A 21041-nucleotide genomic window follows, 5' to 3' on the forward strand; every position below is an offset into this window, starting at 1 on the left:
ATCCTATTCGGCGGCAGGCGCGGGAGCGGGGGAGAACAGCTGCGCCAGATGCACCACCACGGTGACCGCGCAGGCGAAGGGCAGCGCCAGGTAAACCGTTCCGGCGGAGACGTCGAGCGCCGGCAGCGTCTGGTCCTTGGTAAGTTCGGCGAGCTGCCAGCCGGCATAGCCCAGCGCCGCCAGGCCGACGATGATCAGCACCTGGTTGATGCGCTCGAACGCGTTGATCACGCGCGGGTTGCGCACCATGAAGGGCAGCAGGCCGGCCATCAGGTGAGAGCGCTCGTGGCTGCATGCGACCCCGCCGATGAAGGCGGACCACACCAGCACCAGCCGCGGCAGTTCCTCGGCCCAATGCGGCGTCGTGTGGGTGACGAAGCGGGCGAACACCACGTAGGTGATCAGGATCGCCAGCAAGGCCACCGCCAGGGCGGCGAAGGCCTTGCTGATGCCCGACAGGATGGCGGACAGTCGGTTGAGCATTACTTGGCCTCGCGGTACTTCTGGACCAGCGCCATCAATTCGGGGCCGTAGGTCACCGAGTAGGTCTTCCACACGGGCTGCACCGCGGCGGCAAAGGCGGCCTTGTCCACGTCATTGACCTGCATGCCCTTGTCCTTCAACTGGGCGATGAACTGCTGGTCGCCGTCGCTGATCATCTTGCGCTGGGCATCGCGCCACTTGTCGGCGGCCGCCTGCACGATCTTCTTGTCGTCGTCCGAGATGCGGTTCCAGACGGGCTTGGAGATGATCAGGCTGGCGGGACCCCAGACGTGGCCGGTCAGGGACAGGTACTTCTGCACTTCGAAGAAGGACGAGGTGTAGATGATGGACAGCGGGTTCTCCTGCGCGTCGAACACCTTCTGCTGGAGGGCGGAATACAGTTCCCCGAAGGCCAGCGGCGCCGGGTTGGCGCCCAGGGCCGTGAACGTGTCCAGGCGCATCTTGTCGGGCGTGACGCGCGTCTTCAGGCCAGCCAGGTCGGCAGGCTTGTTCACCGGGCCGCGGTTGTTGGTGACGTGCCGGAAGCCGTTTTCCCACCACGACACGATGGTCAGGTTCTTCTTGTCGGCCAGCTTGGCCAGCGCCTGGCCCAGCTCCCCGTCGTAGGCCTTGTAGGCCTGCTGGGCCGTGGACCACGTGTAGGGCAGTTCGACCACGCCGAACTTGGGTTCGATCGGCTGCAGGGACCCCGAACCGATGATGGCCGCGCCCTGGCTGCCGATCTGCAAGCCTTCCAGCATGGTCTTCTCGTTGCCCAGCTGACCGCTGGGGAACAGCACGAAGTTGACGCGGCCGGCGGTCTTTTCCTTGACCTCGGCGGCAAAGCCTTCGGCGGCCTTGTTCCAGCTATGGCTGGGCGCCAGCACGTGTCCCAGCTTGATGTCCATGGCCTGGGCCGCCAGCGGGGCAAGGCCTGCGATTGCGATCAGGGCGCCGCCGAGCGCGGCGCGCATGTTCTGGGCTGAGACAGTCATGGCAAGACTCCGGAAACGGGAAGGGCGGGTAAGGGTCGGCTGCATGTTGTTCACCTTGATATGTTCTATGTATTGGACCTACGGACTTAAGGGGTGCTGCGGTGCTGCGGAACTGCGTATCGAAAGACAAGCCGCTCCCCTTGCCGCGGGCGGCGCAATAAGCGCCGGCGGTGCATGCACGGTCGGAAGGGGGAGCCGCGGCGCGCCTAGCCGCGGGAGGATCAGGGGGTCATCAAATCATCGGATCCCGACGCTGCCGAAGTCTTCCCGCAGCCGCGCCAGGATGCCGACCAGATGGTCGTGCATGGCGTGGCGGGCGCGGATGGGATCGCGGTCGACAATGGCCGCGAGGATGCGTTCGTGTTCCTTCTGGGCTTCGCTCCACACCTTGGTGGTCACGAAGTGCTCTTCCAGGCGGTGAAATACGGGGCTCAGCGTGCTGAGATGCCAGATATGCGAAATGGCGGCGGCCAGCGCCGCGTTGCCGCAAGCCGCGCCGATCGCGCTGTGGAACGCGCGGTCGTGCAGGCTGGGCGATTCGGTCAGCGACATGCCGTCGTGCGCGGCGCGGATCGCCGCGATCTGCGCGGGCGACGCCTTCTGGGCCGCCAGCGCGGCGCATTCCGGTTCGATCAGCAGCCGGGTTTCCAGCAGGTCGAAGGGGCCGATGTCGGTGGCTTCGAGGCCATTGGCCGCGGTCGGCGCCCGCGGCGTCTCGACCTGGCCATCCTCGCGCGCCGGGGATACGAACACGCCCGTGCCCACGCGCACTTCCACGTAGCCCTCGATTTCCAGCGCGATCAGCGCTTCGCGCACCGAGGCGCGGCTTACCTGCAGCTGTTCGGCCAGGTCGCGCTCGGCGGGCAGCCTGCCGCCCGCGGGAAAGTCGCCCGCCTTGATGCGCGCGGCGATCTGGTCGGCAATCATGCGATAGAGGCGGGTGGAGGCTACGGCCTGAAGAGAAGTCATTGTTGGACTGGGGTCAATGTTCGGGGGCTAGAGCGTAATTGGAGTTGGGCGCTCGTGTCTTGCGCGGAGTCGAAAGCCGGGGTCGATGTTGTGGTGTCTGATGGCCCAGTGGTCAGGCCACTGGGCTAAATGTACCGAAGCGGACTGGCATTGGGAATCGGTGGCGGCCCGTTTTCGTTGATTTTTAGGGAAAACCACTACCGCACAGCGTCGGCTTGCGATGCTTGCGCCCGGAAGGCCGTTGCGCCGCGAGGCCCGGCGGTATGATCGATTCCTTCTCGTCCGTAACCCACGCCTTGCGCTTGCACGGCGGTCCACCTGGAATCTCAACGAATGAATGACCGCCTGCGGCAGACCCTGCGCCTTTTCGACCAGTACAACGGCGCGGACCCCAACCTGTTTTCGTGGGACGGCCAGACCTGTCCGCAGGAGCTGTTCCTGGCGGAGAAACTGCATGAATGGGTGGTCAAGCTTGCGCCCGATGCATCCGAGCCGCTGATCCTGGCGTCCAAATGCCAGCACATCGGACGGTGGGAAATCACGCGCGACAGCTATCCCGAGGGGCGCATCGGCTATCTGTCCTGGCGCAAGGCGCTGATGCGGCATCATGCCGGCATCGCCCAGCGCATTATCAAGGACGCGGGCTACCCCGACAGCGTGGCCGAACGCGTGACGGCGATCCTCATGAAGCAGGGCATCAAGCAGGACGCGGACGTGCAGGCGATGGAGAACGCGCTGTGCCTGGTGTTCCTGCAGTACCAGTACGAGGCCTTCCATCCCGCGCATGGCGAGAAGATCGTCGAGATCCTGCGCAAATCGCTGCTGAAGATGGACAGCGCCGGCCACCGGCAGGCGCTGACTCTCCCGTATTCGCCCGCGGGCATGGCGTACCTGAAGCAGGCGCTGGCCGCCTTGGAAGCCGGCGGGTAAGCCGGCCGCCTTTCAGCCGCAAACGAACAGGCACGCGGCGGCAGGGGTTCAACCCTTGCCGCCGCGTGCCTGTCTTGTCGCCGGCCGGGCCGGGAACTTACGTGGGGGTGTCCGCCGAAGCGTCGGCCGGAGCCGCCGCGGCGGGCGCCTCGGACGACGCAGGCGCTTGCTCGGCAGGCGCGGGGGCCTGCGTTGCGGCAGGCGCCTCGGCCTTCTTCTCGGCCTTCGCGCGAGCGGCGTTCTTCGAGGCGCTGCGCGACGCCATGCGCTTGGCGTGGCGAGCCTCGTTGGCCGTCACGGCGCCATTCGGTTCACCGTTCAGGTCCACGCGCGGCGCGTCTTCGACCATGCAGGTCCAGTAGCGGCGGCCATCGCACCAGGTCTTGACGGCTTCCTTGATCTGCGCCTCGTCTAGCTGCAGGGCCTGGGCATGCTGCACCAGGTCTGCCAGCACGCCCAGCTTCAGCGGAAGCTTGGGAGCGGGATTCTTGGGAAACGCCTTCGGGAAGTGGCGCTGCAGGCGCGAGATGGCGACCACCACGGGATCCACGGGCGTGTCGCGGCGTTCGGCGCGCTGGGGGCGCTGCCCCTTGTCGCTGCCTTGCGCGCGCTGGCCCTTGTCGCCGCCTTGCGGACGCGGTCCTTTTCCGGCGCCTTGCGGGCGGCGCGCTTTCTCCGCGCCCTGCGGACGCGATTCCTTCTTGGGGGCCGCCTTTTCAGGCGCCTGCTTGATCAGCAATTCCCGGATCGCGGCTAACTGTTCTAGTCCCATTTGCTACACAAAAAAAAGGTTGAAGCCGCGAGCGTGAGCGCTACGCCGCCGTCTGTCGGCCATCCAGCGCCGTTGCATGCTCGTTTCGACTGCTTTTCAGCCTAGGCTGGCGGCTGTCCCGACAAGACGACAAGCAGCGCCAGCGCCAGGAGAATGCCGAATGCGGCCAGGGCAAACGGCAGTAGTAGAACATACACGCTGCGTTCCTGCCCTCGGCCGTGAGCCAGACCGGCGGCAATCGACATCCTGACCGGCGAAAAAATCCCCATCGACGTGCCTGACACATGCAGCAGCGCGGCGGCGGCGGGGACGTTCAGGCCGGCCTGGACCGCCAATGATAGCTGCGACGGCATGAACAGGCTGTTCGGCGCGTTGCCGCTGTTGGCCAGTATGCCGAACGCCCCGGCCAGAAGGGGAGTGATAAGGATAGTCCAGTCTTGCAGGCTGGCAAACAGCCCGTCGGCGTAGGCCTGGGAAATGCCCGCGCCCGCCAGCGCCTCGGCCATCATGGCGAACAGAAAGACGGACAGCACCGCATGGCGTCCGGTCATCCAGGCCGCGCGCGCCTGGGCGCCCAGCACCCCCGGCCGACGCTGCCAGGCGGCCATGGCAAGCGCTCCGGCGATCAGCCAGCTTCCAGCGTGCAGGAAGGGCGTCCAGCCCGGCAGGTCCGAGAACGGACGGAAGTCGGCCAGGCCGGCGAGCCCGCGATTCAAGGCCGGGATCAGCCGCGTCGCCACCAGGCAGGCAATCACCAGGATATAGGGCAGGGCCTTGCGCGCCGCTTGCCGCGCCTGAGGGCGGTCGGGACGGCGATCCAGCAGGAAGCGCAGCACGATCAGGGGGCCGTAGGCCGCCAGCAACGCCGTTTCCGGTCCCAGGAGCGCCGTGGCGGCGGCAAGGAGCGCCAGGCTTGCCGCCATCCAGCCGGCCTCGCGCCGGTGTTCGGAGGCGGGCGCCTGCAGCCCTGCGCGCCGGGCGGTGCGCCAGAACAGGATCATCCAGACGGCCATCAGCAAGGCCACGGCCGCCATGCTGTAGAGCGCGAGCTGCGCCGCCGGCACGCGGGCGTAGGCCGACGCCAGCAGCGTGCCGCTGCCCATGGCGCCCCAGGGGATCAGCGTCTGGCTCAGCAAGGCAAACACCATGATTTCGCGCGGCTTGAGGCCCAGCGGCCGGATCAGCAATACGGTGCCGAGCATGCCCACGCCGAAGCCGGTGGCCGATTCGGCGAACGGACCGATCAGGAAGCAGGCAAAGAAGAGCATCCTGCGCCGCGCAAGCGGATCGCCGGGATCCGCATGGCCGGGGCCGCCGGCCTTGGCAGGCGCAGGACGGCCCTGCGAGGCCATCTGCCAGAACAGCAGTCCGCCCAGGATGTAGGGAGTGATGATCCAGCCGATCCACAGGCCGCGCTCCAGCGCGAACGCGAGCTGGGCGCCGGTGAACGGCGCAGGCGCCGCAAACAGGGCAACGGGAATCGCCGCGGCCAGGCCCAGCACTGCCGCTATCGTGGTGTTCACCCGCCCGCTGGCGATTGCGCCGATCACGGTCAGCGCGGGGAGGGACCACAGGAAATACATCATGGGTGGGAGGCCTGCATGGCTTGGTCGGGTTCAGGGCGGGGAGCGCGTAGCAGTGTATGCCCCAATCTCCGGAGAAGGCATTTCTTGGCCGCCCCGCAAAGCGGATTGTCGTTCCATGAACAGGACTCTGCAGCCCAAGCGCGCATCTAGCGTATGGATAGTCCTGTTCTTAATATGGATTAAGCCATTCCGGCGAACGGCGCGCCCCTTCGGGGCCGCCCAGTGCCAACCAAGGAGACATCCATGTCCGCACCCGCAAATTTCAACGGCCAGCGTCCGGTCATCGACCCCGACGACGCCGTCATGCTGCTGATCGACCATCAGAGCGGCCTGTTCCAGACCGTGGGCGACATGCCCATGACCGAACTGCGCGCCCGTGCCGGCGCGCTGGCCACGATGGCCACGCTGGCCAAGCTGCCCGTCATCACCACCGCCTCCGTGCCCCAGGGCCCCAACGGGCCTTTGATTCCGGAGATCCATGCCAATGCGCCACACGCGCAATACGTGGCCCGCAAAGGCGAAATCAACGCCTGGGACAATCCCGAGTTCGTCGCCGCCGTCAAGGCGACAGGCCGCAAGACCCTGATCATCGCGGGCACGATCACCAGCGTCTGCATGGCGTTTCCCGCCATCAGCGCGGTCGCTGAAGGCTATAAGGTATTCGTCGTGGTCGACGCCTCCGGCACCTACAGCAAGATGGCGCAGGAGATCACGCTCGCGCGCGTGGTGCAGGCGGGCGTGGTGCCGATGGACACCGGGGCCGTGGCGTCGGAGCTGCAAAGGACCTGGCACCGCGAAGACGCGGCGCAGTGGGCAGAGGTCTATACCAAGGTCTTTCCCGCCTACCAGTTGCTGATCGAAAGCTATGGCAAGGCCCAGGAAGTCGTGAAGAACAACGAGGTGCTCGACTCGCAGCGCTGATCCGATCCGTCATCCGCCGGGATGCCGGGCAAGGATGACGGTTCAAGCGACACGGTCGCGCCAGGGGGAAGGCAAGGCGCCGCGCATGATGACGCGCGGCGCCTTGGTGCTTGCTGACTATTGATTTGCGCCGCGGATATTGCCCGCGATGCCGCCGGCGGCGCCGCCGATGGCAGCCCCGGTCCATGCGCTGCCGCCCGCGATGGCGGCAATGCCGGCGCCCGCGGCCGCGCCCATCAAGCCACCCGTTACGGTGCCTTGCTGTTCCTTCGTCATGTTGGTGCAGGCGGCCAGCGATGCCATCGCGACGGCCAAGACTATCGTTTGGATGGTTTTCATGGAGCCTCCTAGGGGGTGCGCTTCGTCTTCGTGGCAGGCGCGACGATCTCAAACCAGATGGTCTCTACGACGGGCCGATCCAGTTGCGTCGGGTTTGCGGCATACCAGCGGTCCACGCTGTCGCGCACGGAGTCCAGTGTCTGCCCCTGGAGCCCCCTCGCGAATTTTGGAACCAGGGTCTGGGTGTCCGGAACGGCCCGCCGTTGCTGATATGCCTGTTCGACTTGAAGAACGTTCGCCATGCCCAGCAGATAGGCCTTTTTCAGGTTAGCGTCCGATTCCGTCCAGTGCTTTCCGGTAATGATGGGAGCAGGTTCAGGCGGTGCAGCCATCGTGGGTGGGGCGAACAGGACAGACAGGGCTACGGTTGCAGGGCCAAGCAGGTGTTTTACTCGCATCGCATCGCTCCTTTGGGGAACAAAAGATAGAAAACAACCTTCGCACGCGTTCGGACGGACAGATCGGGAGGGCCGGTCGGAAAGCGGGTATCAATCAATTTATGCCTGAAATCCCGGCCGCGCAACCATAGATTGCAGGCCGGGCGCGCCGCGGCGGCCGGGTTCAGTAGGCTGCGCAAGCGGGCTGCGCCGCCGCGTCGGCGTCCACGGACAGGAAGCTTGCCGCCAAGCGCCGCGCGCTGTTGGCGTAGAGCAGCACGTCCACGCCGGTGGCCACGAAAGTGCAGCCCAGGTCCAGGTAGCGGCGCGCCAGGACCGGGTCCGAGGTCAGCGTGCCGGCTGCCTTGCCGCTGTCGATGATGACCCGCATGGCGCGCTCGATGGCCGCCTGCACCTCGGGGTGGCCGGGCCGGCCGCGGTGGCCCATGGACGCGGCGAGGTCCGCCGATCCGATGAACACGCCGTCCACGCCAGGCACCGCGCAGATCGCTTCCAGGTTCTCAAGCGCGCCGACCGTTTCCGCCTGCACCAGCAGGCAGACTTCCTGATCCGCGACGTCCAGGTAGTCGGCGCGTTCGCTCCAGCGCGATGCGCGGCCCACGGCGCTGCCGACGCCGCGCACGCCTTGCGGCGGATAGCGCGTTGCGGCAACCAGCGCGCGGGCCTGTTCCGCGGTGTCCACCATGGGCACCAGCAGATTCTTCGCGCCGATGTCCAGCAGCTGCTTGATGCGGGCGGTTTCTCCGGCCACCACGCGCACCACGGGCTGCGAGCGGTAAGGCGCCACGGACTGCAGCGCGGCCAGCGTGCTGCGCAGGTCGTTGGGCGCGTGCTCGCCGTCGATCAGCAGCCAGTCGAAGCCCGCGGTGGCCGAGACTTCGGCCATGTAGGGATCGGCCATGGACAGCCACAGGCCGACCTGGGCCTGGCCCGCGGCAAGCGCGGATTTGAAGGGATTGTGTGCGGGCATGTTCGTGTGATTGATGAGAGGGTCGGAGGGCTCAGCCGAGCTGGCCCTGGCACAGGTACTTGGTGTGCAGGTAGTCGTCCAGTCCATAGGACGACCCCTCGCGTCCGTAGCCGGACTCCTTCACGCCGCCGAAGGGCGCGGCCTCGGATGCGATCGCGCCTTCGTTGATGCCGACGATGCCGGTCTCAAGCGCCTGGGCCATGCGCCAGATCCGGCGCGCATCGCTGGAATAGAAGTAGGCCGCCAGCCCGAAGGGCGTGTCGTTCGCGTGCGCGATGACTTCCTCTTCGGACGTGTAGCGGAACACCGGCGCGACCGGACCGAAGGTCTCTTCGCAGGACAGGGCCATCGCGGGCGTGGCGCCCGACAGCACCGTGGGCGCGTAGTAGTTGGGGCCATCCTCCGTGCGCACGCGCCGTCCGCCGGTCTCGACGCGGGCGCCTCGCTCGACCGCGTCGCGGACATGGCGGTCTATCTTGTCTACCGCGCGCGCATTGATCATGGGTCCGATCTGCGCGCCGTCCTCGGTGGCCGGACCGACCCGCAGGGCCGCCACCCGCTTGACCAGGCGCGCGACGAAGTCGTCGTGCACGCCCGACTGCACATAGATGCGGTTGGGGCAGACGCAGGTCTGGCCGCCGTTGCGGAACTTGGACGCCATCAGGCCGTCGACGGCGGCGTCCAGGTCGGCGTCGTCGAACACGATGAAGGGCGCGTTGCCGCCCAGTTCCAGCGACAGCTTCTTCAGCGTAGCCGCCGACTCCCGCGCCAGATGCTTGCCCACGGGCGTCGAGCCCGTGAAGGTGATCTTGCGCACACGGCTGTCGCCCAGCCACGCGTCCACCACGGCGGGCGTGTTTTCCCGCGAGGCCGTCACCAGGTTCAGCACGCCGGCGGGCAGGCCGGCCCGTTCGGCCAGATAGGCCAACGCCAGCGCGGTCAGCGGGGTGTCCTCGGCGGGTTTGCCGACCACGGTGCAGCCGGCCGCCAGCGCGGGCGCGATCTTGCGCGCAATCATGGCCAGCGGGAAGTTCCACGGTGTGATGGCGGCGACCACGCCCACCGGCTCCTTCAGCACCATCATGCGCCGGCCAGGCGCCGCGGCGTTGATGATGTCGCCGTAGATGCGGTTGGCCTCTTCGGCGAACCACTCCACATAGGACGCGCCGTACAGCACCTCGCCGAGGCTTTCGGCCAGCGGCTTGCCTTGCTCGGCGGATATCAGCCGGGCCAGGTCTTCCTGGTGGCGCAGGATTTCGGCATGCCAGCGCTTGAGGAACTGCGCGCGTTCCCGCGCGGGCCGCCGGCTCCAGGCGGGGAACGCCGCGTGGGCGGCGTCGGCGGCGGCGCGGGCATCGGCGGCGGCGCTGTCGGGCACGTGTGCGAAGACCGCGTCCCGCGCGGGATTGCTCACCGGCAGGCGGCCCGCGGCCTGGGCCGGCCGCCATTGCGAGGCGATGAAATTCTGGTCGCGCAACAGCGCGGGGTGATCAAGCGTCGGATGCATGGGGGGAGGATTCAGAGTGTTGAGGATCAGCTGACGATGCCCAGATGCCAGGGCACGAATTCGTGGTTGCCCAGCCCCAGCGCTTCGCTCTTGGTGGGCTCGCCGGAGGCCGCGCGCAGGATGTGCTCGAAGATGCGCTGCCCCATCTGTCCGATGTCCAGCTCGCCGTCCAGCACCGCGCCGCAATTGATGTCCATGTCTTCCTCCAGGCGGGCGTACATGGCGCTGTTGCTGGCCAGCTTGATCGTGGGGGCGGGCTTGGACCCGAACATGGAACCGCGGCCGGTCGTGAAGCAGATCAGATTGGCGCCGCTGGCGATCTGCCCCGTGACGGCCACCGGGTCATAGCCCGGCGAATCCATGAAGACCAGCCCGGGCTGGTCGATGGGCTCGGCGTACTCGTACACCGCCTGCAGCGGCGTGGTGCCGCCTTTCATGGCGGACCCCAGGGACTTTTCGAAGATGTTGGCCAGGCCGCCTTGCTGGTTGCCGTGGCCGACCACGCCGTTGAACTGCGCGTTCTGGCCGGCCGTGTACCTTTCCCACCATGCCAGGCGGTCCAGCAGCTTCTGGCCGACCTGCGGGGTGGCGGCGCGGCGCGTCAGCATGTATTCCACGCCATGGATCTCGGGCGTTTCGGACAGGATGGCCGTGCCGCCATGGCGCACCAGGATGTCCATCGCCGCGCCCAGCGCCGGATTGGCGGTGATGGCGGAAAAGCCGTCCGACCCGCCGCATTCCAGGCCGATCTTGAGGTGGCTGGCCGGCACGGCGCTGCGCCGCGCCGCGTTGGCCCGGGGCAGCATTTCCTCGATTGCGCGGATGCCCGCGGCAATGGTTGCCCGCGTGCCGCCGCTGTCCTGCATGACCAGCGTGCGCACCCGCGAGTCCAGCGCCAGGTCCTGGGACTCCACCAGCGAGGCGACCTGATTGCGTTCACAGCCCAGGCCCACGATCAGCACGCCCGCCAGGTTCGGATGCCGGGCGTAGCCCGCCAGCGTGCGCCGCAGCACGTCAAAATGCTCGCTGGGCGAAGACATCCCGCAGCCGCTCGTCTGCGCGAAGGCGGCCACGCCGTCCACGTTGGGAAATGCGGCCAGGCGTTCGGGCGTGAAGTGCTCCGCGATATGGTGGATGACCGTCGCCGAACAGTTCACCGAGGCCAGGATGCCAATGAAATTGCGGGTGCCGACGCGGCCGTCCGCCCGCAGGTAGCCCTGAAACGTGGCGCGCTCGGATTCCGGCAGCAGCGCCACCGGCCGCGCGTCGCGGCAGAACGCGGGATCGCGCTCGAAGTCGACCAGCTCCAGGTTGTGCGCGTGCACATGGTCGCCGGCTTCGATGTCGCGGGCCGCCACGCCGATGATGGCGTCGTACTTGCGCACCGGCGTGCCCGCCGCAATGCGGCAGGCGGCAATCTTGTGGCCGCCGGGCACCTGGGCGCGCACGCGCAGTCCCAGCTCGGGGATGGCCATGCCCAGCGCCAGGGCCTGCCTGGCGATCAGCACATTGTCGTTGGCGTGCAGCCGGATCAAGGGGTTGGGGTTCACCGTGGAATCAGCCTTTCTGGAGCATTTCTTTCAGTTTGAGGCGCGCGATCAGCGCGGTTTCCTGCTGGTAGACGGAGGCCACGTACGCCTTGTAGTCCGGCCCGTCCAGGTACATGACCGGCGCATCGATGCGGTCGGCGACCTGCTTGAACGCATCGCTCGCGACGGCGGCGCGGAAGGCGTCGCGCAGCTTGCGCTCGACCGCCGGGTCCAGTCCCTTGGGCGCGCCGATGCCGTTGGGCGCCTCGACCACGACGCCGTAGCCCAGCTCCTTCAGCGTGGGCGCATCCTTGAAGCGCGATGCGCGCGCCTCGCCCCAGGTGGCGAGCAGGCGCAGCTTGCCGGACTCGACGTGCGGCGCCCAGGAGCTTGAATCGGCCAGCAGGTCGATCTGGCCGCCCAGGACGTCCTGCAGCGCGGCCGAGCCGCCCTTGTAGGCGATGGCGTTGAACTGCGCGCCGGCGGCCAGCGCGAATTCCTCCATGCCCACATGCGTGGCGCCGCCGATGCCGGCGTGGCCATAGGTCACCTGGCCGGGATGGGCCTTGGCGTGCGCGACCACCTCCTGCAGCGTCTTGAACGGCGAACCAGCCAGCACGGCGATGCCGAAGGTCTGGCCGGAGGTGCGGGCAAGATAGGTCAGCTCATTGCGCGGGTCGAGCTGCAGCAGCCCCAGCTGCGAGAAGCGCGCGACCGAGATGGGAATCTGGCCAATGGTGTAGCCGTCCGGCTGGGCCTGCGACAGGGTCTTGGTGCCTATCATGCCGGAGGCGCCCGCGCGGTTTTCCACCACGATGGACTGGCCCAGCACGCCGGAGGCCACCTGGCACAGCGCCCGCATCGACTGGTCCGCCGTGCCGCCTACCGGCCACGGGCAGATGAAGGTGATCGGCCGCTGCGGATAGTTGGCGGCGCGCGCCGAGAGGGGCGCCAGCAAGCCAGCCGCGCCCGCACAGGCGGCGCCGGCCAGCAGCCTGCGCCGCTGCAGATCAGGGGTAGGGGTGTGCCTCATGGTTTGTCTCCGTATGTCGTTTTTTTGGGGCTGCCGAAAGGCTACCGGCGGCCTGTCGTTATTCTCATGGGCTTATACATAACAAGCCAATAGAATAGAAACATCCTTAGATAACGTCTTTGATATGTATTGAGCCCTCGCATGGCGCACCTGGACCGCGTTTTCCGCTCGAATCTCAAGCTCCGCCACCTGCAGTTGGTGGTCGCCCTGGACGAATTCCGCCACTTGGGCCGCAGCGCGGAGTTCCTGTCGGTCAGCCAGCCCGCCGTCTCGCGCATGCTGTCGGAGGTCGAGTCCATGCTGGGCTTTACGCTATTTGACCGCTCCGTTCGCGGCACCGAGCCCACCAGCGCGGGCGTATCAGTGGTGCGATTCGCCCGCGGCGTGCTGGCGCAGTACGAGCGCACTCGGGATGAAATCGATGCGGCCGCCAGCGGCGCGGTCGGCAAGACGCGGGTGGGGTCGATGGCGGTGGCCATGCCCGTGCTGCTGGCCCGGGCGGTCCACGCACTGAAGGCGCGCTCGGCGCGCGCGACAGTGCAGATCGAGGAAGGAGACCTGACCCACCTGCTGCCCAAGCTGCGCCTGGGCGAGCTGGATCTTTTCGTCGGGCGGCTGGAGCCGGGCTACGCGGCCCCCGACCTGTCCACGGAAGCCCTGTACGAGGAGCCGATGGTGGTTGTGGCCGGCGTGGGCAGCGCGGTGGCCGGCAAGCCGGCGCCCGGCTGGTCCGACCTGGCGGCGCTGCCTTGCGTCATGCCGCCGCCCTGGGCGTCGCTGCGCGTCAAGCTTGAGCAGCAGTTCCACCGCCACGGGGTGCAACCGTCCTCCGACCTGATGGAGACCTCGTCCTATCTGGCTACGCTCACCTTCCTGGGACAGCGCGGCGCGGTGGGATTCCTGGCGAGGTCGGCCGCGCAAAGCTTCGAGCGCCAGGGCCTGTGCAGGATACTGAACGTGCCGCTGTTCCTGGACCTGCCGCCCGTGGGCATCATTACGATGCGGGAGGGCCGCTTGTCGGCCAGCAGCCTGCAGTTGATGGAATGCCTGCGCGAGGTCGGATCGGCGCTCCGCGCCGACGCTGCGCAGCCGTCGCGCCCAAACCAGGAGTGAACGATGAAACTGCTATTGGTGGGACCGACCGGGCTGGTCGGGCGCCACGTGCTGGACATGGCGCTGGCCGACCCCAGGATCGATGAGGTGACCGCGCCCGCCCGTCGCGAGCTGCCGCCGCATCCCAAGCTGCTGGCGCCCGTCGTGGACTTCGAGCATCTGCCCGAAGACGCTGGCTGGTGGCGGGCGGACGCGGTCATTTGCACGCTGGGCACGACGATGCGCACCGCCGGGTCGCCCGCCGCCTTCAGGCGGGTGGATCATGACTATCCACTGGCGGTCGCCGAACTGGCACTGCGGTCCGGCACGCCTGCGTATGCGCTGAACTCGGCGATCGGCGCCGATCCGGCCTCGCGGTTCTTCTACAACCGGACCAAGGGCGAACTGGAACGGGATCTGGCCGGCCTGGGATTCGCCTCGTTGACGTTCGTGAGGCCGGGGCTTATCGGTGGCCGCCGCGAGGAGTTCCGCCTGGGCGAACGCGCCTTCGCGGCCGCGCTGAGCCTTGCGGGGCCCTTGCTGCCCAGGCGCTGGCGGCTCAACCCGGCTACCGCGATCGCCCGCGCGCTGATCGAGGCGGCCGTGAATCCGAAGCCGGGCGTCCACATCGTCGCCGCCGAGCAGCTGGCTTGATGCCGGATGCGTAAAATGCACGCTTGGCGCCGGAATCCGCCGGCAGCCAGGAATGAGCGCATGCGCACCGGATTATCCTGTTCCCCCCGCCGTTTTTCCAGCGCCGCCGCCATCGGGCGGCTGTTGCTGTTGCTGCTGCTGGCGGCGCGGGCATGGGTGCCCGTCGGGTACATGCCCGACGCGGACGCCTTGAAGCAAGGACGGCTGGCCCTGGGATTCTGCGCCGCCGGCGGCGGCTCGCTCATGGGCCTGCGCGCATTGGCGGAACCGCACGCGCAAGCCGATCCGCATCACGGCCACCATGAACACGGCGGCCAGCCCGCGGGAAGCGGAGCAGGGCAGGAGTGCCCCTTCGGGCTCGCCGCCCACCAGGTGCTGGACCTGCCGCCCGTCGCGGCGCTGCCCATCGTGTTGCTGCGCTGGTTTGCCCAGCCGCCGCCGCTTGCGGACAGCCCGCGCCCGCCCATGCCGGCGGCGGGCCCGCCCCTGGGGCAGCGCGCCCCGCCTCGACTCCCCGGATGACTCCTGTCGCCGTGCGCGCACCGCGCGCATGAAAGCCGCCCGTTCCCGGCGGCGTCCGTCGTATTCGAGACTCTCATGTCCACTCAAACCCTGGATTCTCCGGCCGCGTCCGCCCGCGCGCGGTCCGCGGGCCGCGGCGCCTTGCTGGCGCTGATCACCCGCCTGCATTTCTACATCGGCTTGTTCGTCGGCCCCTTCATCCTGGTGGCCGCGGTTACCGGCACGCTGTTCGTGCTGACTCCCCAGATCGAGAACCATCTCTACGCCGACCAGCTGCGCACGGCCTCCCGGGGCGCGGCCCAGCCGTTGGCCCGCCAGGTCGAGGCCGCGCAAGCCCGCATCGGCCCGGGCCCGCGCCTGTTCGCGGTGCGTCCCGCGCCCGGAGAGGGCGACACCACGCGCGTGATGTACACGCAGCCCGGCCTGGGCGACTCCGAAAGCCGCGCACTGTTCGTGGACCCGGTCACCCTGGAGATCAAGGGCGACATGATCGTCTACGGCACCAGCGGTACGCTGCCTTTCCGCACCGCGCTGGACTATCTGCACCGCAACCTGATGCTGGGCGAACTGGGCCGCAACTACAGCGAACTGGCCGCCTCCTGGCTCTGGCTGGCGGCGCTGGGCGGGCTGGTGTTGTGGTTCGCAAGGCGCGGCCGCGACAATGCCGCAAACACCGCGCGCAGTCCGCGCCTGCGCGCTCGGCGCTGGCATGGCTTGCTGGGGTTATGGTTGGCGGTCGGTCTGCTGTTCCTGTCGGCCACCGGGCTGACCTGGTCGAACTGGGCGGGCGCCCGCGTGGATCAGCTGCGGGCGCAACTGGGCTGGATCACGCCATCGGCTTCCATGAAGCTTCCGGGATCGGCGGGAACCGCGCCGGCCGCCGCGGGCGAACACGCGCATCACCATGGCGGCATGCACGAGCACGGCGCCATGCCCGCCGCCGGCGCGAGCGTGGCGGGCGGCTTTGACCGCGTGCTGGAAGGGGCCCGGCTGGGCGGCATCGACAGCAATCAGCTTGAAATCCGGCCGCCGCGCGCCGCGGACCAGGCCTGGATGGTGCGCGAAGTGGACCGCTCCTGGCCGACGCAGGTGGACACCGTCGCCATCGACCCCGTCAGCTTCGCCATTACGAGCCGCGCGGATTTCGACACGTTTCCTCTTATCGCCAAGCTGATCCGTTGGGGCGTGGACATGCACATGGGCATCCTCTTCGGGTGGCCCAACCAGCTCCTGATGGCGGCCATCGGCCTGGCGCTGACGGCCATGGTCATCCTGGGCTATCGGATGTGGTGGCTGCGCCGGCCGGCCGCGGGCGCGTCGCCGCAAACGCTCACGCAGGCATGGCGGGACCTGTCGTGGCCCGCACGCATGGCGGCGGCGGGCGTCGCGGTGGCGCTGGGCTGGTGCCTGCCGGCGATGGGCGCGAGCCTGCTGGTGTTTGTCGCGGTGGACGTGCTGCGCTGGCGCTTGCGCAGGCCCGCGGCCAGCCGGAATTGATCTGCGTCAACGAACGCGGCAGATAAGGGCGGAAAGACCGCGCGCACCACCGCAAGCGGCCCGGTTTGACGCCAATTTGCTCCGTCCTGCGTGCTACCATCTGCGCCGTCATGAGGATGAGAATGCACACTTGCGGCGCTGCCGGCAGACGATGGGTCGCGTTGTTCGCGGCGGCCCTTTTCGTCTTTCAGGCGCTGATCGCATCCTCTGCCCTGGCGGCGCCCCGCGCCGTCTCCGGCCTCCCCGGCGCCACCACCATCATCTGCACGGCGAGCGGCCCGCGCGTCGTTGCGCTGGATCTCGACGCCGCGAAGCAGGGCGCCGGCCAGCATAGCGGCGCGTTGCCGCATTGTTGCGCGGCCGGCTGCGCCATGCTGGGCGGCGCAGCCCTCCCGGCCCTGTTGGCGCTTGCCTGGTTCGTTCCGGCGGCGTCGCAACCCGATGCGCCGCAGCTCGCGGCCACTCCCCATTTCTCCAGCGCGCTGGCGCGGTCGCAGCAGCGATCGCGCGCCCCGCCGTTCCTCGCCTGACGTTCCTCCCTTAAGCGTCATCGGTTTGCATCGCGCGCCGCCACCTGCTGGCGCGGGCGTTGCCGTTCCGTCAGCGGAAATTCGTGCGTCGCACTCGGCATGGCCCGGCCTGGGCGCATGGCGCCGGGCCGCGCACGCGCGCCTGGCCATTCCGCGGGACACCGGCGCACTTCATTCAACGATCCAAGATGGTCGAGATCCCGATATGTGCAAGCAACAGCAATTCCTACGCATGACCTGCCTGGCGGCCGCAATGGCTGCCTCGTTTCCCGCCGCGGCCCAGTCCGCGGCCGACGGCGTCGCCACGCTGGACCCCGTGGTGATCCTGGGCGTGGCGCCCAGCGCGCCGCTGACCTTCACGACGGACCCGAAGCTCCCGCGCCAGCCGCTGCCGGCCAGCGACGGCACCGATTACCTCAAGACGATTCCCGGTTTTTCGGCGATACGCAACGGCGGCACCAACGGCGACCCGGTGCTGCGCGGCATGTTCGGCTCGCGCCTGAACATCCTGACCAACGGCACTTCGATGCCCGGCGCCTGCCCGGCGCGCATGGACGCGCCCAGCTCCTATATTTCTCCCGAGAACTTTGACCAGCTCACCGTCATCAAGGGCCCGCAGACCGTGTTGTGGGGGCCGGGCGCGTCTGCGGGCACGATCCGGTTCGACCGCGATACGCCCCGTTTCACCGAGGCCGGCGTCCGGTTCGACGGCAGCCTGGTGGGCGGCTCGTTCGGCCGCAACGACCAGACGGCCGACCTGACCGTGGGCAACGAAAAGGTCTACACGCGCATCACGGCCAACCATTCCCATTCCCAGGACTACAAGGACGGCGACGGCAACACCGTGCCGTCGCGCTGGGACAAGTGGAACGCGGACGTGACGCTGGGGTTCACGCCCGACGCGGATACGCTGTACGAGCTGACCGCCGGCACGGGCGACGGAGAGGCGCGCTACGCCGGCCGGGGCATGGACGGTTCGCAGTTCAAGCGCGAAAGCTTCGGCCTGCGCTTCGAGAAGCGCAACATCGGCGCCGTGCTGAACAAGGTTGAAGCGCAGCTCTACTACAACTATGCCGACCATGTGATGGATAACTACAGCCTGCGCGCGCCAGACCCGATGAGCGCCATGCGCATGGCCATGGCCGCCGACGTGGACCGCGCCACCTGGGGCGGGCGACTGGCCACCGCATGGGACCTGTCGCAAGACCTCAGCCTGGCGGCCGGGCTGGACTTTCAGCAGAGCCGCCACCGTTCGCGCAGCGGCACGGACAGCATGCCGTACCGTGGGCAGCCCTGGGTCAAGGACGCAGACTTTTCGAACACGGGCCTTTTTGGCGAGCTCACCTGGCGCGCCGCGCCGGACAGCCGCGTCATCGGCGGCGCGCGGGTGGATTGGGCCTCCGCCAAGGACTTGCGCCAGAGCGCGGGCGGCATGATGATGCCCATGCCGAATCCCACGGCCAATGCGCGGCGCAACGATACGCTGCCCAGCGGGTTTCTGCGCTATGAACAGGACCTGGCGGCGGTGCCCGCCACCGTCTACATCGGCCTGGGCCATGTGGAGCGCTTCCCGGACTACTGGGAACTGTTCTCCCCCGACCGCGGCCCCGCGGGGTCCGTCAACGCCTTCCAGGGCGTCAAGCCCGAAAAGACCACGCAGCTCGACTTCGGCGCCCAGTACAAGACCGAAACCCTGGATGCGTGGTTCTCCGGCTACGCAGGCTACGTCGACGACTTCATCCTGTTCAACTACACGGGCGGCGGCATGATGGGGGCGTCGTCGCAGGCCACGAATGTGGACGCCCGGATCTTCGGCGGCGAACTCGGCGCGTCCTACGCCGTGTCGCCGGGCTGGAAGCTGGGCGCCACGCTGGCCTACGCCTGGGGCCAGAACCGCAGCGATGGCCGCGCGCTGCCGCAGATTCCGCCGCTGGAAGCCAAGCTCAGCGCCGCCTATGACGACGGCGCCTGGTCGGCGGGGGTCTTGTGGCGCCTTGTCGCGCCGCAAAAGCGCTATGCCCTGAACGAAGGCAACGTGGTCGGCAAGGACTTCGGCCCCAGCGCGGGGTTCGGGGTGTTCTCCATCAACGGCGGGTATGCGGTGAACAAGCAGGTGCGCTTGTCGCTGGGCGTGGACAACCTGTTCAACAAGGCCTACAGCGAACACCTGAACCTGGCGGGCAACGCCGGTTTTGGCTATGCCGCGAACACCGGGGTGAACGAACCCGGACGCACCGTGTGGGCGCGCGTCAGCGTCAAATACTGATCCGGTCCGGCGGAACGTGACCGGCGCGGGGCGCCTCGGGCATATCGTTTGCTGCTGGGTTTCCGCGTCGCGGACGGCCAGGCAGCGGCCCGGGCGCCGCGCGCATGCCGGCAACGCTCCTGGGAGACGACCATGAACCATGGCCACCGCAGTTTCGGAACAACATTGGCCGCGCTGGCGGTCGGCCTTGCCGCGGGAGCCTACGCGCCGGCCGGGTTCGCTCAGCCGCCTTCCGGCTCGCCGGGCAACAATGCGCCCGGTTCGGAGGGCGGCGGCTCGACCCCCAAGGCGCCGCCGCCGCCGGCCGGCCCGGAAGGGCCGTCCAAGGGCGATCCCAGCGCGCCGCCTCCGACCATACCCAGAGGGCCGGCCGGCGACAGCTCCACCCAGCCCATGCCTGGCCAGGGGACCGTGAAGGGATCCACCGGCAACCCGGCGCCCGACGGCGTCATCCCCGGAGGCAAAGCGGGATCGGGCGGCCACAAGTCCAATGAGTTCGGACGGTAGCGGCGCCGCGGCCCGCCGGCCGCGAACGCGGCACGATACTTGCTATCACGGCTGCACACCGTCCTTCCTTGTTCTCTGGAGTAGCGTCATGGACCCACTCAAAGACATCGCCGCATCTCGCCCGACCAGGGTGCTCAGCAGCGGAGAGCGCTGCGCGCAGCGCACGCTCGCCGCGGCGGAACAGCTGCTTCATCCCAGCATTCCGCCGGGCGTGCCATCCGAGTCTTCGATCGAGGCCGAGCTGGCGAGATACGTAAAGGAAGCGTATCGGCCGCGCAGCTACGGGTAGGCGGCGGGATCCATGCCTTGCGGGCGCTCATTCGATGGGAGCCCGCATGACCAAGGCGGTAATCGTGTGATTCTTCCAGAACACCTGATGTATCCGCGGCAGCAGGGAATGCAGTTCGGCCTCGGTCGCGGCATTGAACGTCACCAGCACGGCAGGGCGGTTTCCGTCGCTGGGCACGCGTTGGATGCGGTCGAGCGAGGGAAATCCATACTTGAGCAGAAACGTCCGGATCTCATCGTCGGAAGTGCTGTCTTCCACGTGATTGATCAGCAGGGCAGCCATGACGGATTCTCCGTAATTCAGAATTTTTCGGGCACGAACCTGAACGGATGGTCTGGCTCGGTGTAGCCCCCGGCCTTTTGCCGCTTGGGGAGCTTGATTTTCTCGCGGGGCATGGCTTTGTATGGGATGTTCTTTAGAAGGTGGCTGATGATGTTCAGCCGCACCCGCTTCTTGTTGTCGGACCGCCCCACGAACCACGGCGCCACGGCTGTGTCGGTCGCCCGGAACATCGCGTCCCGGGCGCGCGAGTAGTCGTACCAGCGGCTGTACGAATCGAGATCCATCTTGGTGAGTTTCCAGGTCTTCCGTTCGTCGGTGATGCGCGCCTGCAGCCTGCGGGTCTGTTCTTCCTCGCTGACTTCCAGCCAGTACTTGAACAGCAGAATGCCGGAATCGACCATGACCCGTTCCATCAGGGGAACGCCTTTCAGAAAGACGTCTGTCTGCTCCTGGGTGCAGAACCCCATGACCGGCTCCACGCCGGCCCGGTTGTACCAGCTGCGGTCGAAAATCACGACCTCTCCGGCCGCGGGCAGATGCGGGAGATAGCGTTGCATGTACATCTGCGACTTCTCGCGCTCGGTTGGCGCGGTGAGCGCCACCACCCGGAAGACCCGAGGACTCACCCGCTGCGTGATGGCCTTGATGGTTCCTCCCTTTCCTGCCCCGTCGCGGCCCTCGAAGACGACGCAGACCTTCGCCCCTGTCTTCACGACCCATTCCTGCAGCTTGACGAGCTCGACGTGCAGCAGCGCCAGTTCATCCTCGTACTGCTGTCTGGAAAGGACGTTCTGCGCTGGCGGACCATTGCTCTTCTTTTCTTGCTTTTTGCCGGCCATGATTGCACTCCGGAAGTTCCCTGCCGCGAGGTGAAAGCCGGAGCATGCTCCGGCAGTGAATCTGAATATATTGCCGATTGGCGCGGGCTTGTATGGGCGTTACCGATGGAATTATGGTGCCGGATTCCTCG

23 protein-coding genes are annotated in these 21041 nt (G+C 67.8%); 10 read left to right on the top strand and 13 right to left on the bottom strand.

Translation table 11 applies throughout. The features are described 5' to 3' along the window. Positions 1–3: 3 nt before the first annotated feature. The 3 genes from ACFWP0_RS03350 to ACFWP0_RS03360 all read right to left on the bottom strand — a co-directional run bounded on the left by ACFWP0_RS03350 (position 4) and on the right by ACFWP0_RS03360 (position 2447). Positions 4–483 carry a TRAP transporter small permease gene (locus tag ACFWP0_RS03350; RefSeq protein WP_377839669.1) on the bottom strand — a complete coding sequence of 160 codons (480 nt, stop codon included), beginning with the start codon at positions 481–483 and terminating at the stop codon, positions 4–6. After that, positions 483–1478 carry a DctP family TRAP transporter solute-binding subunit gene (locus tag ACFWP0_RS03355; RefSeq protein WP_377839670.1) on the bottom strand — a complete coding sequence of 332 codons (996 nt, stop codon included), beginning with the start codon at positions 1476–1478 and terminating at the stop codon, positions 483–485. Before ACFWP0_RS03355 ends, ACFWP0_RS03350 begins: the two co-directional genes overlap by 1 nt. A 237-nt stretch (positions 1479–1715) precedes the next feature. Further along, entirely contained in the window at positions 1716–2447 is a 732-nt protein-coding gene (locus ACFWP0_RS03360; protein ID WP_377839671.1) for a FadR/GntR family transcriptional regulator, read from the bottom strand. 333 nt (positions 2448–2780) lie between these two features. On the opposite strand from ACFWP0_RS03360, the gene ACFWP0_RS03365 reads away from it, so the two are divergent. After that, entirely contained in the window at positions 2781–3377 is a 597-nt protein-coding gene (locus tag ACFWP0_RS03365) for a DUF4202 domain-containing protein (RefSeq protein WP_377839673.1), read from the top strand. Between the two features lie 97 nt (positions 3378–3474). Here ACFWP0_RS03365 and ACFWP0_RS03370 read toward each other — a convergent pair whose 3' ends face one another. Then, positions 3475–4149: a ProQ/FinO family protein gene (locus tag ACFWP0_RS03370; protein ID WP_377839674.1), complete on the bottom strand. Its 675-nt coding sequence runs from the start codon at positions 4147–4149 to the stop codon at positions 3475–3477. A 101-nt stretch (positions 4150–4250) separates the two neighbouring features. Beyond that, on the bottom strand, positions 4251–5735 hold the full coding sequence (locus ACFWP0_RS03375) for a hypothetical protein (RefSeq protein WP_377839676.1): 1485 nt from the start codon (positions 5733–5735) through the stop codon (positions 4251–4253). Positions 5736–5978: 243 nt separating this feature from the next. Here ACFWP0_RS03375 and ACFWP0_RS03380 point away from each other — a divergent pair, with 243 nt between their 5' ends. Further along, positions 5979–6656 carry a hydrolase gene (locus tag ACFWP0_RS03380; protein ID WP_377839677.1) on the top strand — a complete coding sequence of 226 codons (678 nt, stop codon included), beginning with the start codon at positions 5979–5981 and terminating at the stop codon, positions 6654–6656. Positions 6657–6773: 117 nt separating this feature from the next. Here ACFWP0_RS03380 and ACFWP0_RS03385 read toward each other — a convergent pair whose 3' ends face one another. The 6 genes from ACFWP0_RS03385 to ACFWP0_RS03410 form a co-directional block, all read right to left on the bottom strand. Beyond that, the gene (locus ACFWP0_RS03385) at positions 6774–6995 is read right to left on the bottom strand and encodes a hypothetical protein (RefSeq protein ID WP_377839678.1); all 222 of its coding nucleotides are present in this window, start codon (positions 6993–6995) and stop codon (positions 6774–6776) included. An 8-nt stretch (positions 6996–7003) separates the two neighbouring features. Further along, positions 7004–7393 carry a hypothetical protein gene (locus ACFWP0_RS03390; protein ID WP_377839680.1) on the bottom strand — a complete coding sequence of 130 codons (390 nt, stop codon included), beginning with the start codon at positions 7391–7393 and terminating at the stop codon, positions 7004–7006. A gap of 163 nt (positions 7394–7556) precedes the next feature. Further along, positions 7557–8363, bottom strand: a complete 807-nt coding sequence (locus ACFWP0_RS03395; RefSeq protein ID WP_377839682.1) for an aldolase/citrate lyase family protein — start codon at positions 8361–8363, stop codon at positions 7557–7559. Between the two features lie 31 nt (positions 8364–8394). Further along, a complete protein-coding gene (locus tag ACFWP0_RS03400) occupies positions 8395–9870 on the bottom strand; it encodes an NAD-dependent succinate-semialdehyde dehydrogenase (RefSeq protein WP_377839683.1) in 1476 nt (491 codons plus the stop codon). Positions 9871–9896: 26 nt separating this feature from the next. Beyond that, complete coding sequence (locus ACFWP0_RS03405; RefSeq protein ID WP_377839685.1) at positions 9897–11420, bottom strand: UxaA family hydrolase; 1524 nt, start codon at positions 11418–11420, stop codon at positions 9897–9899. 7 nt (positions 11421–11427) lie between these two features. Next, positions 11428–12432, bottom strand: a complete 1005-nt coding sequence (locus tag ACFWP0_RS03410; RefSeq protein ID WP_377839686.1) for a tripartite tricarboxylate transporter substrate binding protein — start codon at positions 12430–12432, stop codon at positions 11428–11430. A 141-nt stretch (positions 12433–12573) separates the two neighbouring features. Between ACFWP0_RS03410 and ACFWP0_RS03415 the strand changes: the two genes are divergently transcribed. The 8 genes from ACFWP0_RS03415 to ACFWP0_RS03450 all read left to right on the top strand — a co-directional run bounded on the left by ACFWP0_RS03415 (position 12574) and on the right by ACFWP0_RS03450 (position 19789). Continuing rightward, positions 12574–13545: a LysR substrate-binding domain-containing protein gene (locus ACFWP0_RS03415; protein ID WP_377839688.1), complete on the top strand. Its 972-nt coding sequence runs from the start codon at positions 12574–12576 to the stop codon at positions 13543–13545. Positions 13546–13548: 3 nt separating this feature from the next. Continuing rightward, the gene (locus ACFWP0_RS03420) at positions 13549–14178 is read left to right on the top strand and encodes an NAD-dependent dehydratase (protein ID WP_377839689.1); all 630 of its coding nucleotides are present in this window, start codon (positions 13549–13551) and stop codon (positions 14176–14178) included. A 60-nt stretch (positions 14179–14238) separates the two neighbouring features. Continuing rightward, positions 14239–14700, top strand: a complete 462-nt coding sequence (locus tag ACFWP0_RS03425; RefSeq protein WP_377839691.1) for a DUF2946 family protein — start codon at positions 14239–14241, stop codon at positions 14698–14700. 75 nt (positions 14701–14775) lie between these two features. Beyond that, complete coding sequence (locus ACFWP0_RS03430) at positions 14776–16197, top strand: PepSY-associated TM helix domain-containing protein (protein ID WP_377839692.1); 1422 nt, start codon at positions 14776–14778, stop codon at positions 16195–16197. 122 nt (positions 16198–16319) lie between these two features. Beyond that, the gene (locus ACFWP0_RS03435; RefSeq protein ID WP_377839694.1) at positions 16320–16727 is read left to right on the top strand and encodes a DUF2946 family protein; all 408 of its coding nucleotides are present in this window, start codon (positions 16320–16322) and stop codon (positions 16725–16727) included. A gap of 205 nt (positions 16728–16932) precedes the next feature. Continuing rightward, positions 16933–18993, top strand: a complete 2061-nt coding sequence (locus ACFWP0_RS03440) for a TonB-dependent copper receptor (protein WP_377839696.1) — start codon at positions 16933–16935, stop codon at positions 18991–18993. A gap of 132 nt (positions 18994–19125) precedes the next feature. Continuing rightward, positions 19126–19500, top strand: coding sequence for a hypothetical protein (locus tag ACFWP0_RS03445; protein ID WP_377839698.1), 375 nt, complete (start codon positions 19126–19128; stop codon positions 19498–19500). An 88-nt stretch (positions 19501–19588) separates the two neighbouring features. Continuing rightward, positions 19589–19789 carry a hypothetical protein gene (locus ACFWP0_RS03450; RefSeq protein ID WP_377839700.1) on the top strand — a complete coding sequence of 67 codons (201 nt, stop codon included), beginning with the start codon at positions 19589–19591 and terminating at the stop codon, positions 19787–19789. Between the two features lie 27 nt (positions 19790–19816). On the opposite strand, the gene ACFWP0_RS03455 is transcribed toward ACFWP0_RS03450, so the two are convergent. Continuing rightward, a complete protein-coding gene (locus tag ACFWP0_RS03455; RefSeq protein ID WP_377839701.1) occupies positions 19817–20071 on the bottom strand; it encodes an RNA-binding protein in 255 nt (84 codons plus the stop codon). A gap of 17 nt (positions 20072–20088) precedes the next feature. Next, entirely contained in the window at positions 20089–20910 is an 822-nt protein-coding gene (gene ppk2 / locus ACFWP0_RS03460) for a polyphosphate kinase 2 (protein ID WP_377839702.1), read from the bottom strand. Between the last annotated feature and the right edge of the window lie 131 nt (positions 20911–21041).

The sequence above is a fragment of the Achromobacter sp. NPDC058515 genome (genome assembly GCF_042721735.1).
Taxonomy (GTDB): domain Bacteria; phylum Pseudomonadota; class Gammaproteobacteria; order Burkholderiales; family Burkholderiaceae_B; genus Achromobacter.

Excerpts from the sequence above, each read along its gene's own strand:
- ACFWP0_RS03370 (WP_377839674.1), bottom strand. The coding sequence starts at position 4,149 with ATGGGACTAGAACAGTTAGCCGCGATCCGGGAATTGCTGATCAAGCAG.
- ACFWP0_RS03450 (WP_377839700.1), top strand. The coding sequence starts at position 19,589 with ATGGACCCACTCAAAGACATCGCCGCATCTCGCCCGACCAGGGTGCTC.
- ppk2 (WP_377839702.1), bottom strand. The coding sequence starts at position 20,910 with ATGGCCGGCAAAAAGCAAGAAAAGAAGAGCAATGGTCCGCCAGCGCAG.
- ACFWP0_RS03445 (WP_377839698.1), top strand. The coding sequence starts at position 19,126 with ATGAACCATGGCCACCGCAGTTTCGGAACAACATTGGCCGCGCTGGCG.
- ACFWP0_RS03350 (WP_377839669.1), bottom strand. The coding sequence starts at position 483 with ATGCTCAACCGACTGTCCGCCATCCTGTCGGGCATCAGCAAGGCCTTC.
- ACFWP0_RS03455 (WP_377839701.1), bottom strand. The coding sequence starts at position 20,071 with ATGGCTGCCCTGCTGATCAATCACGTGGAAGACAGCACTTCCGACGAT.
- ACFWP0_RS03410 (WP_377839686.1), bottom strand. The coding sequence starts at position 12,432 with ATGAGGCACACCCCTACCCCTGATCTGCAGCGGCGCAGGCTGCTGGCC.
- ACFWP0_RS03440 (WP_377839696.1), top strand. The coding sequence starts at position 16,933 with ATGTGCAAGCAACAGCAATTCCTACGCATGACCTGCCTGGCGGCCGCA.
- ACFWP0_RS03395 (WP_377839682.1), bottom strand. The coding sequence starts at position 8,363 with ATGCCCGCACACAATCCCTTCAAATCCGCGCTTGCCGCGGGCCAGGCC.
- ACFWP0_RS03435 (WP_377839694.1), top strand. The coding sequence starts at position 16,320 with ATGCACACTTGCGGCGCTGCCGGCAGACGATGGGTCGCGTTGTTCGCG.
- ACFWP0_RS03425 (WP_377839691.1), top strand. The coding sequence starts at position 14,239 with ATGCGCACCGGATTATCCTGTTCCCCCCGCCGTTTTTCCAGCGCCGCC.
- ACFWP0_RS03365 (WP_377839673.1), top strand. The coding sequence starts at position 2,781 with ATGAATGACCGCCTGCGGCAGACCCTGCGCCTTTTCGACCAGTACAAC.
- ACFWP0_RS03430 (WP_377839692.1), top strand. The coding sequence starts at position 14,776 with ATGTCCACTCAAACCCTGGATTCTCCGGCCGCGTCCGCCCGCGCGCGG.
- ACFWP0_RS03360 (WP_377839671.1), bottom strand. The coding sequence starts at position 2,447 with ATGACTTCTCTTCAGGCCGTAGCCTCCACCCGCCTCTATCGCATGATT.
- ACFWP0_RS03380 (WP_377839677.1), top strand. The coding sequence starts at position 5,979 with ATGTCCGCACCCGCAAATTTCAACGGCCAGCGTCCGGTCATCGACCCC.
- ACFWP0_RS03400 (WP_377839683.1), bottom strand. The coding sequence starts at position 9,870 with ATGCATCCGACGCTTGATCACCCCGCGCTGTTGCGCGACCAGAATTTC.
- ACFWP0_RS03390 (WP_377839680.1), bottom strand. The coding sequence starts at position 7,393 with ATGCGAGTAAAACACCTGCTTGGCCCTGCAACCGTAGCCCTGTCTGTC.
- ACFWP0_RS03355 (WP_377839670.1), bottom strand. The coding sequence starts at position 1,478 with ATGACTGTCTCAGCCCAGAACATGCGCGCCGCGCTCGGCGGCGCCCTG.
- ACFWP0_RS03385 (WP_377839678.1), bottom strand. The coding sequence starts at position 6,995 with ATGAAAACCATCCAAACGATAGTCTTGGCCGTCGCGATGGCATCGCTG.
- ACFWP0_RS03420 (WP_377839689.1), top strand. The coding sequence starts at position 13,549 with ATGAAACTGCTATTGGTGGGACCGACCGGGCTGGTCGGGCGCCACGTG.
- ACFWP0_RS03375 (WP_377839676.1), bottom strand. The coding sequence starts at position 5,735 with ATGATGTATTTCCTGTGGTCCCTCCCCGCGCTGACCGTGATCGGCGCA.
- ACFWP0_RS03415 (WP_377839688.1), top strand. The coding sequence starts at position 12,574 with ATGGCGCACCTGGACCGCGTTTTCCGCTCGAATCTCAAGCTCCGCCAC.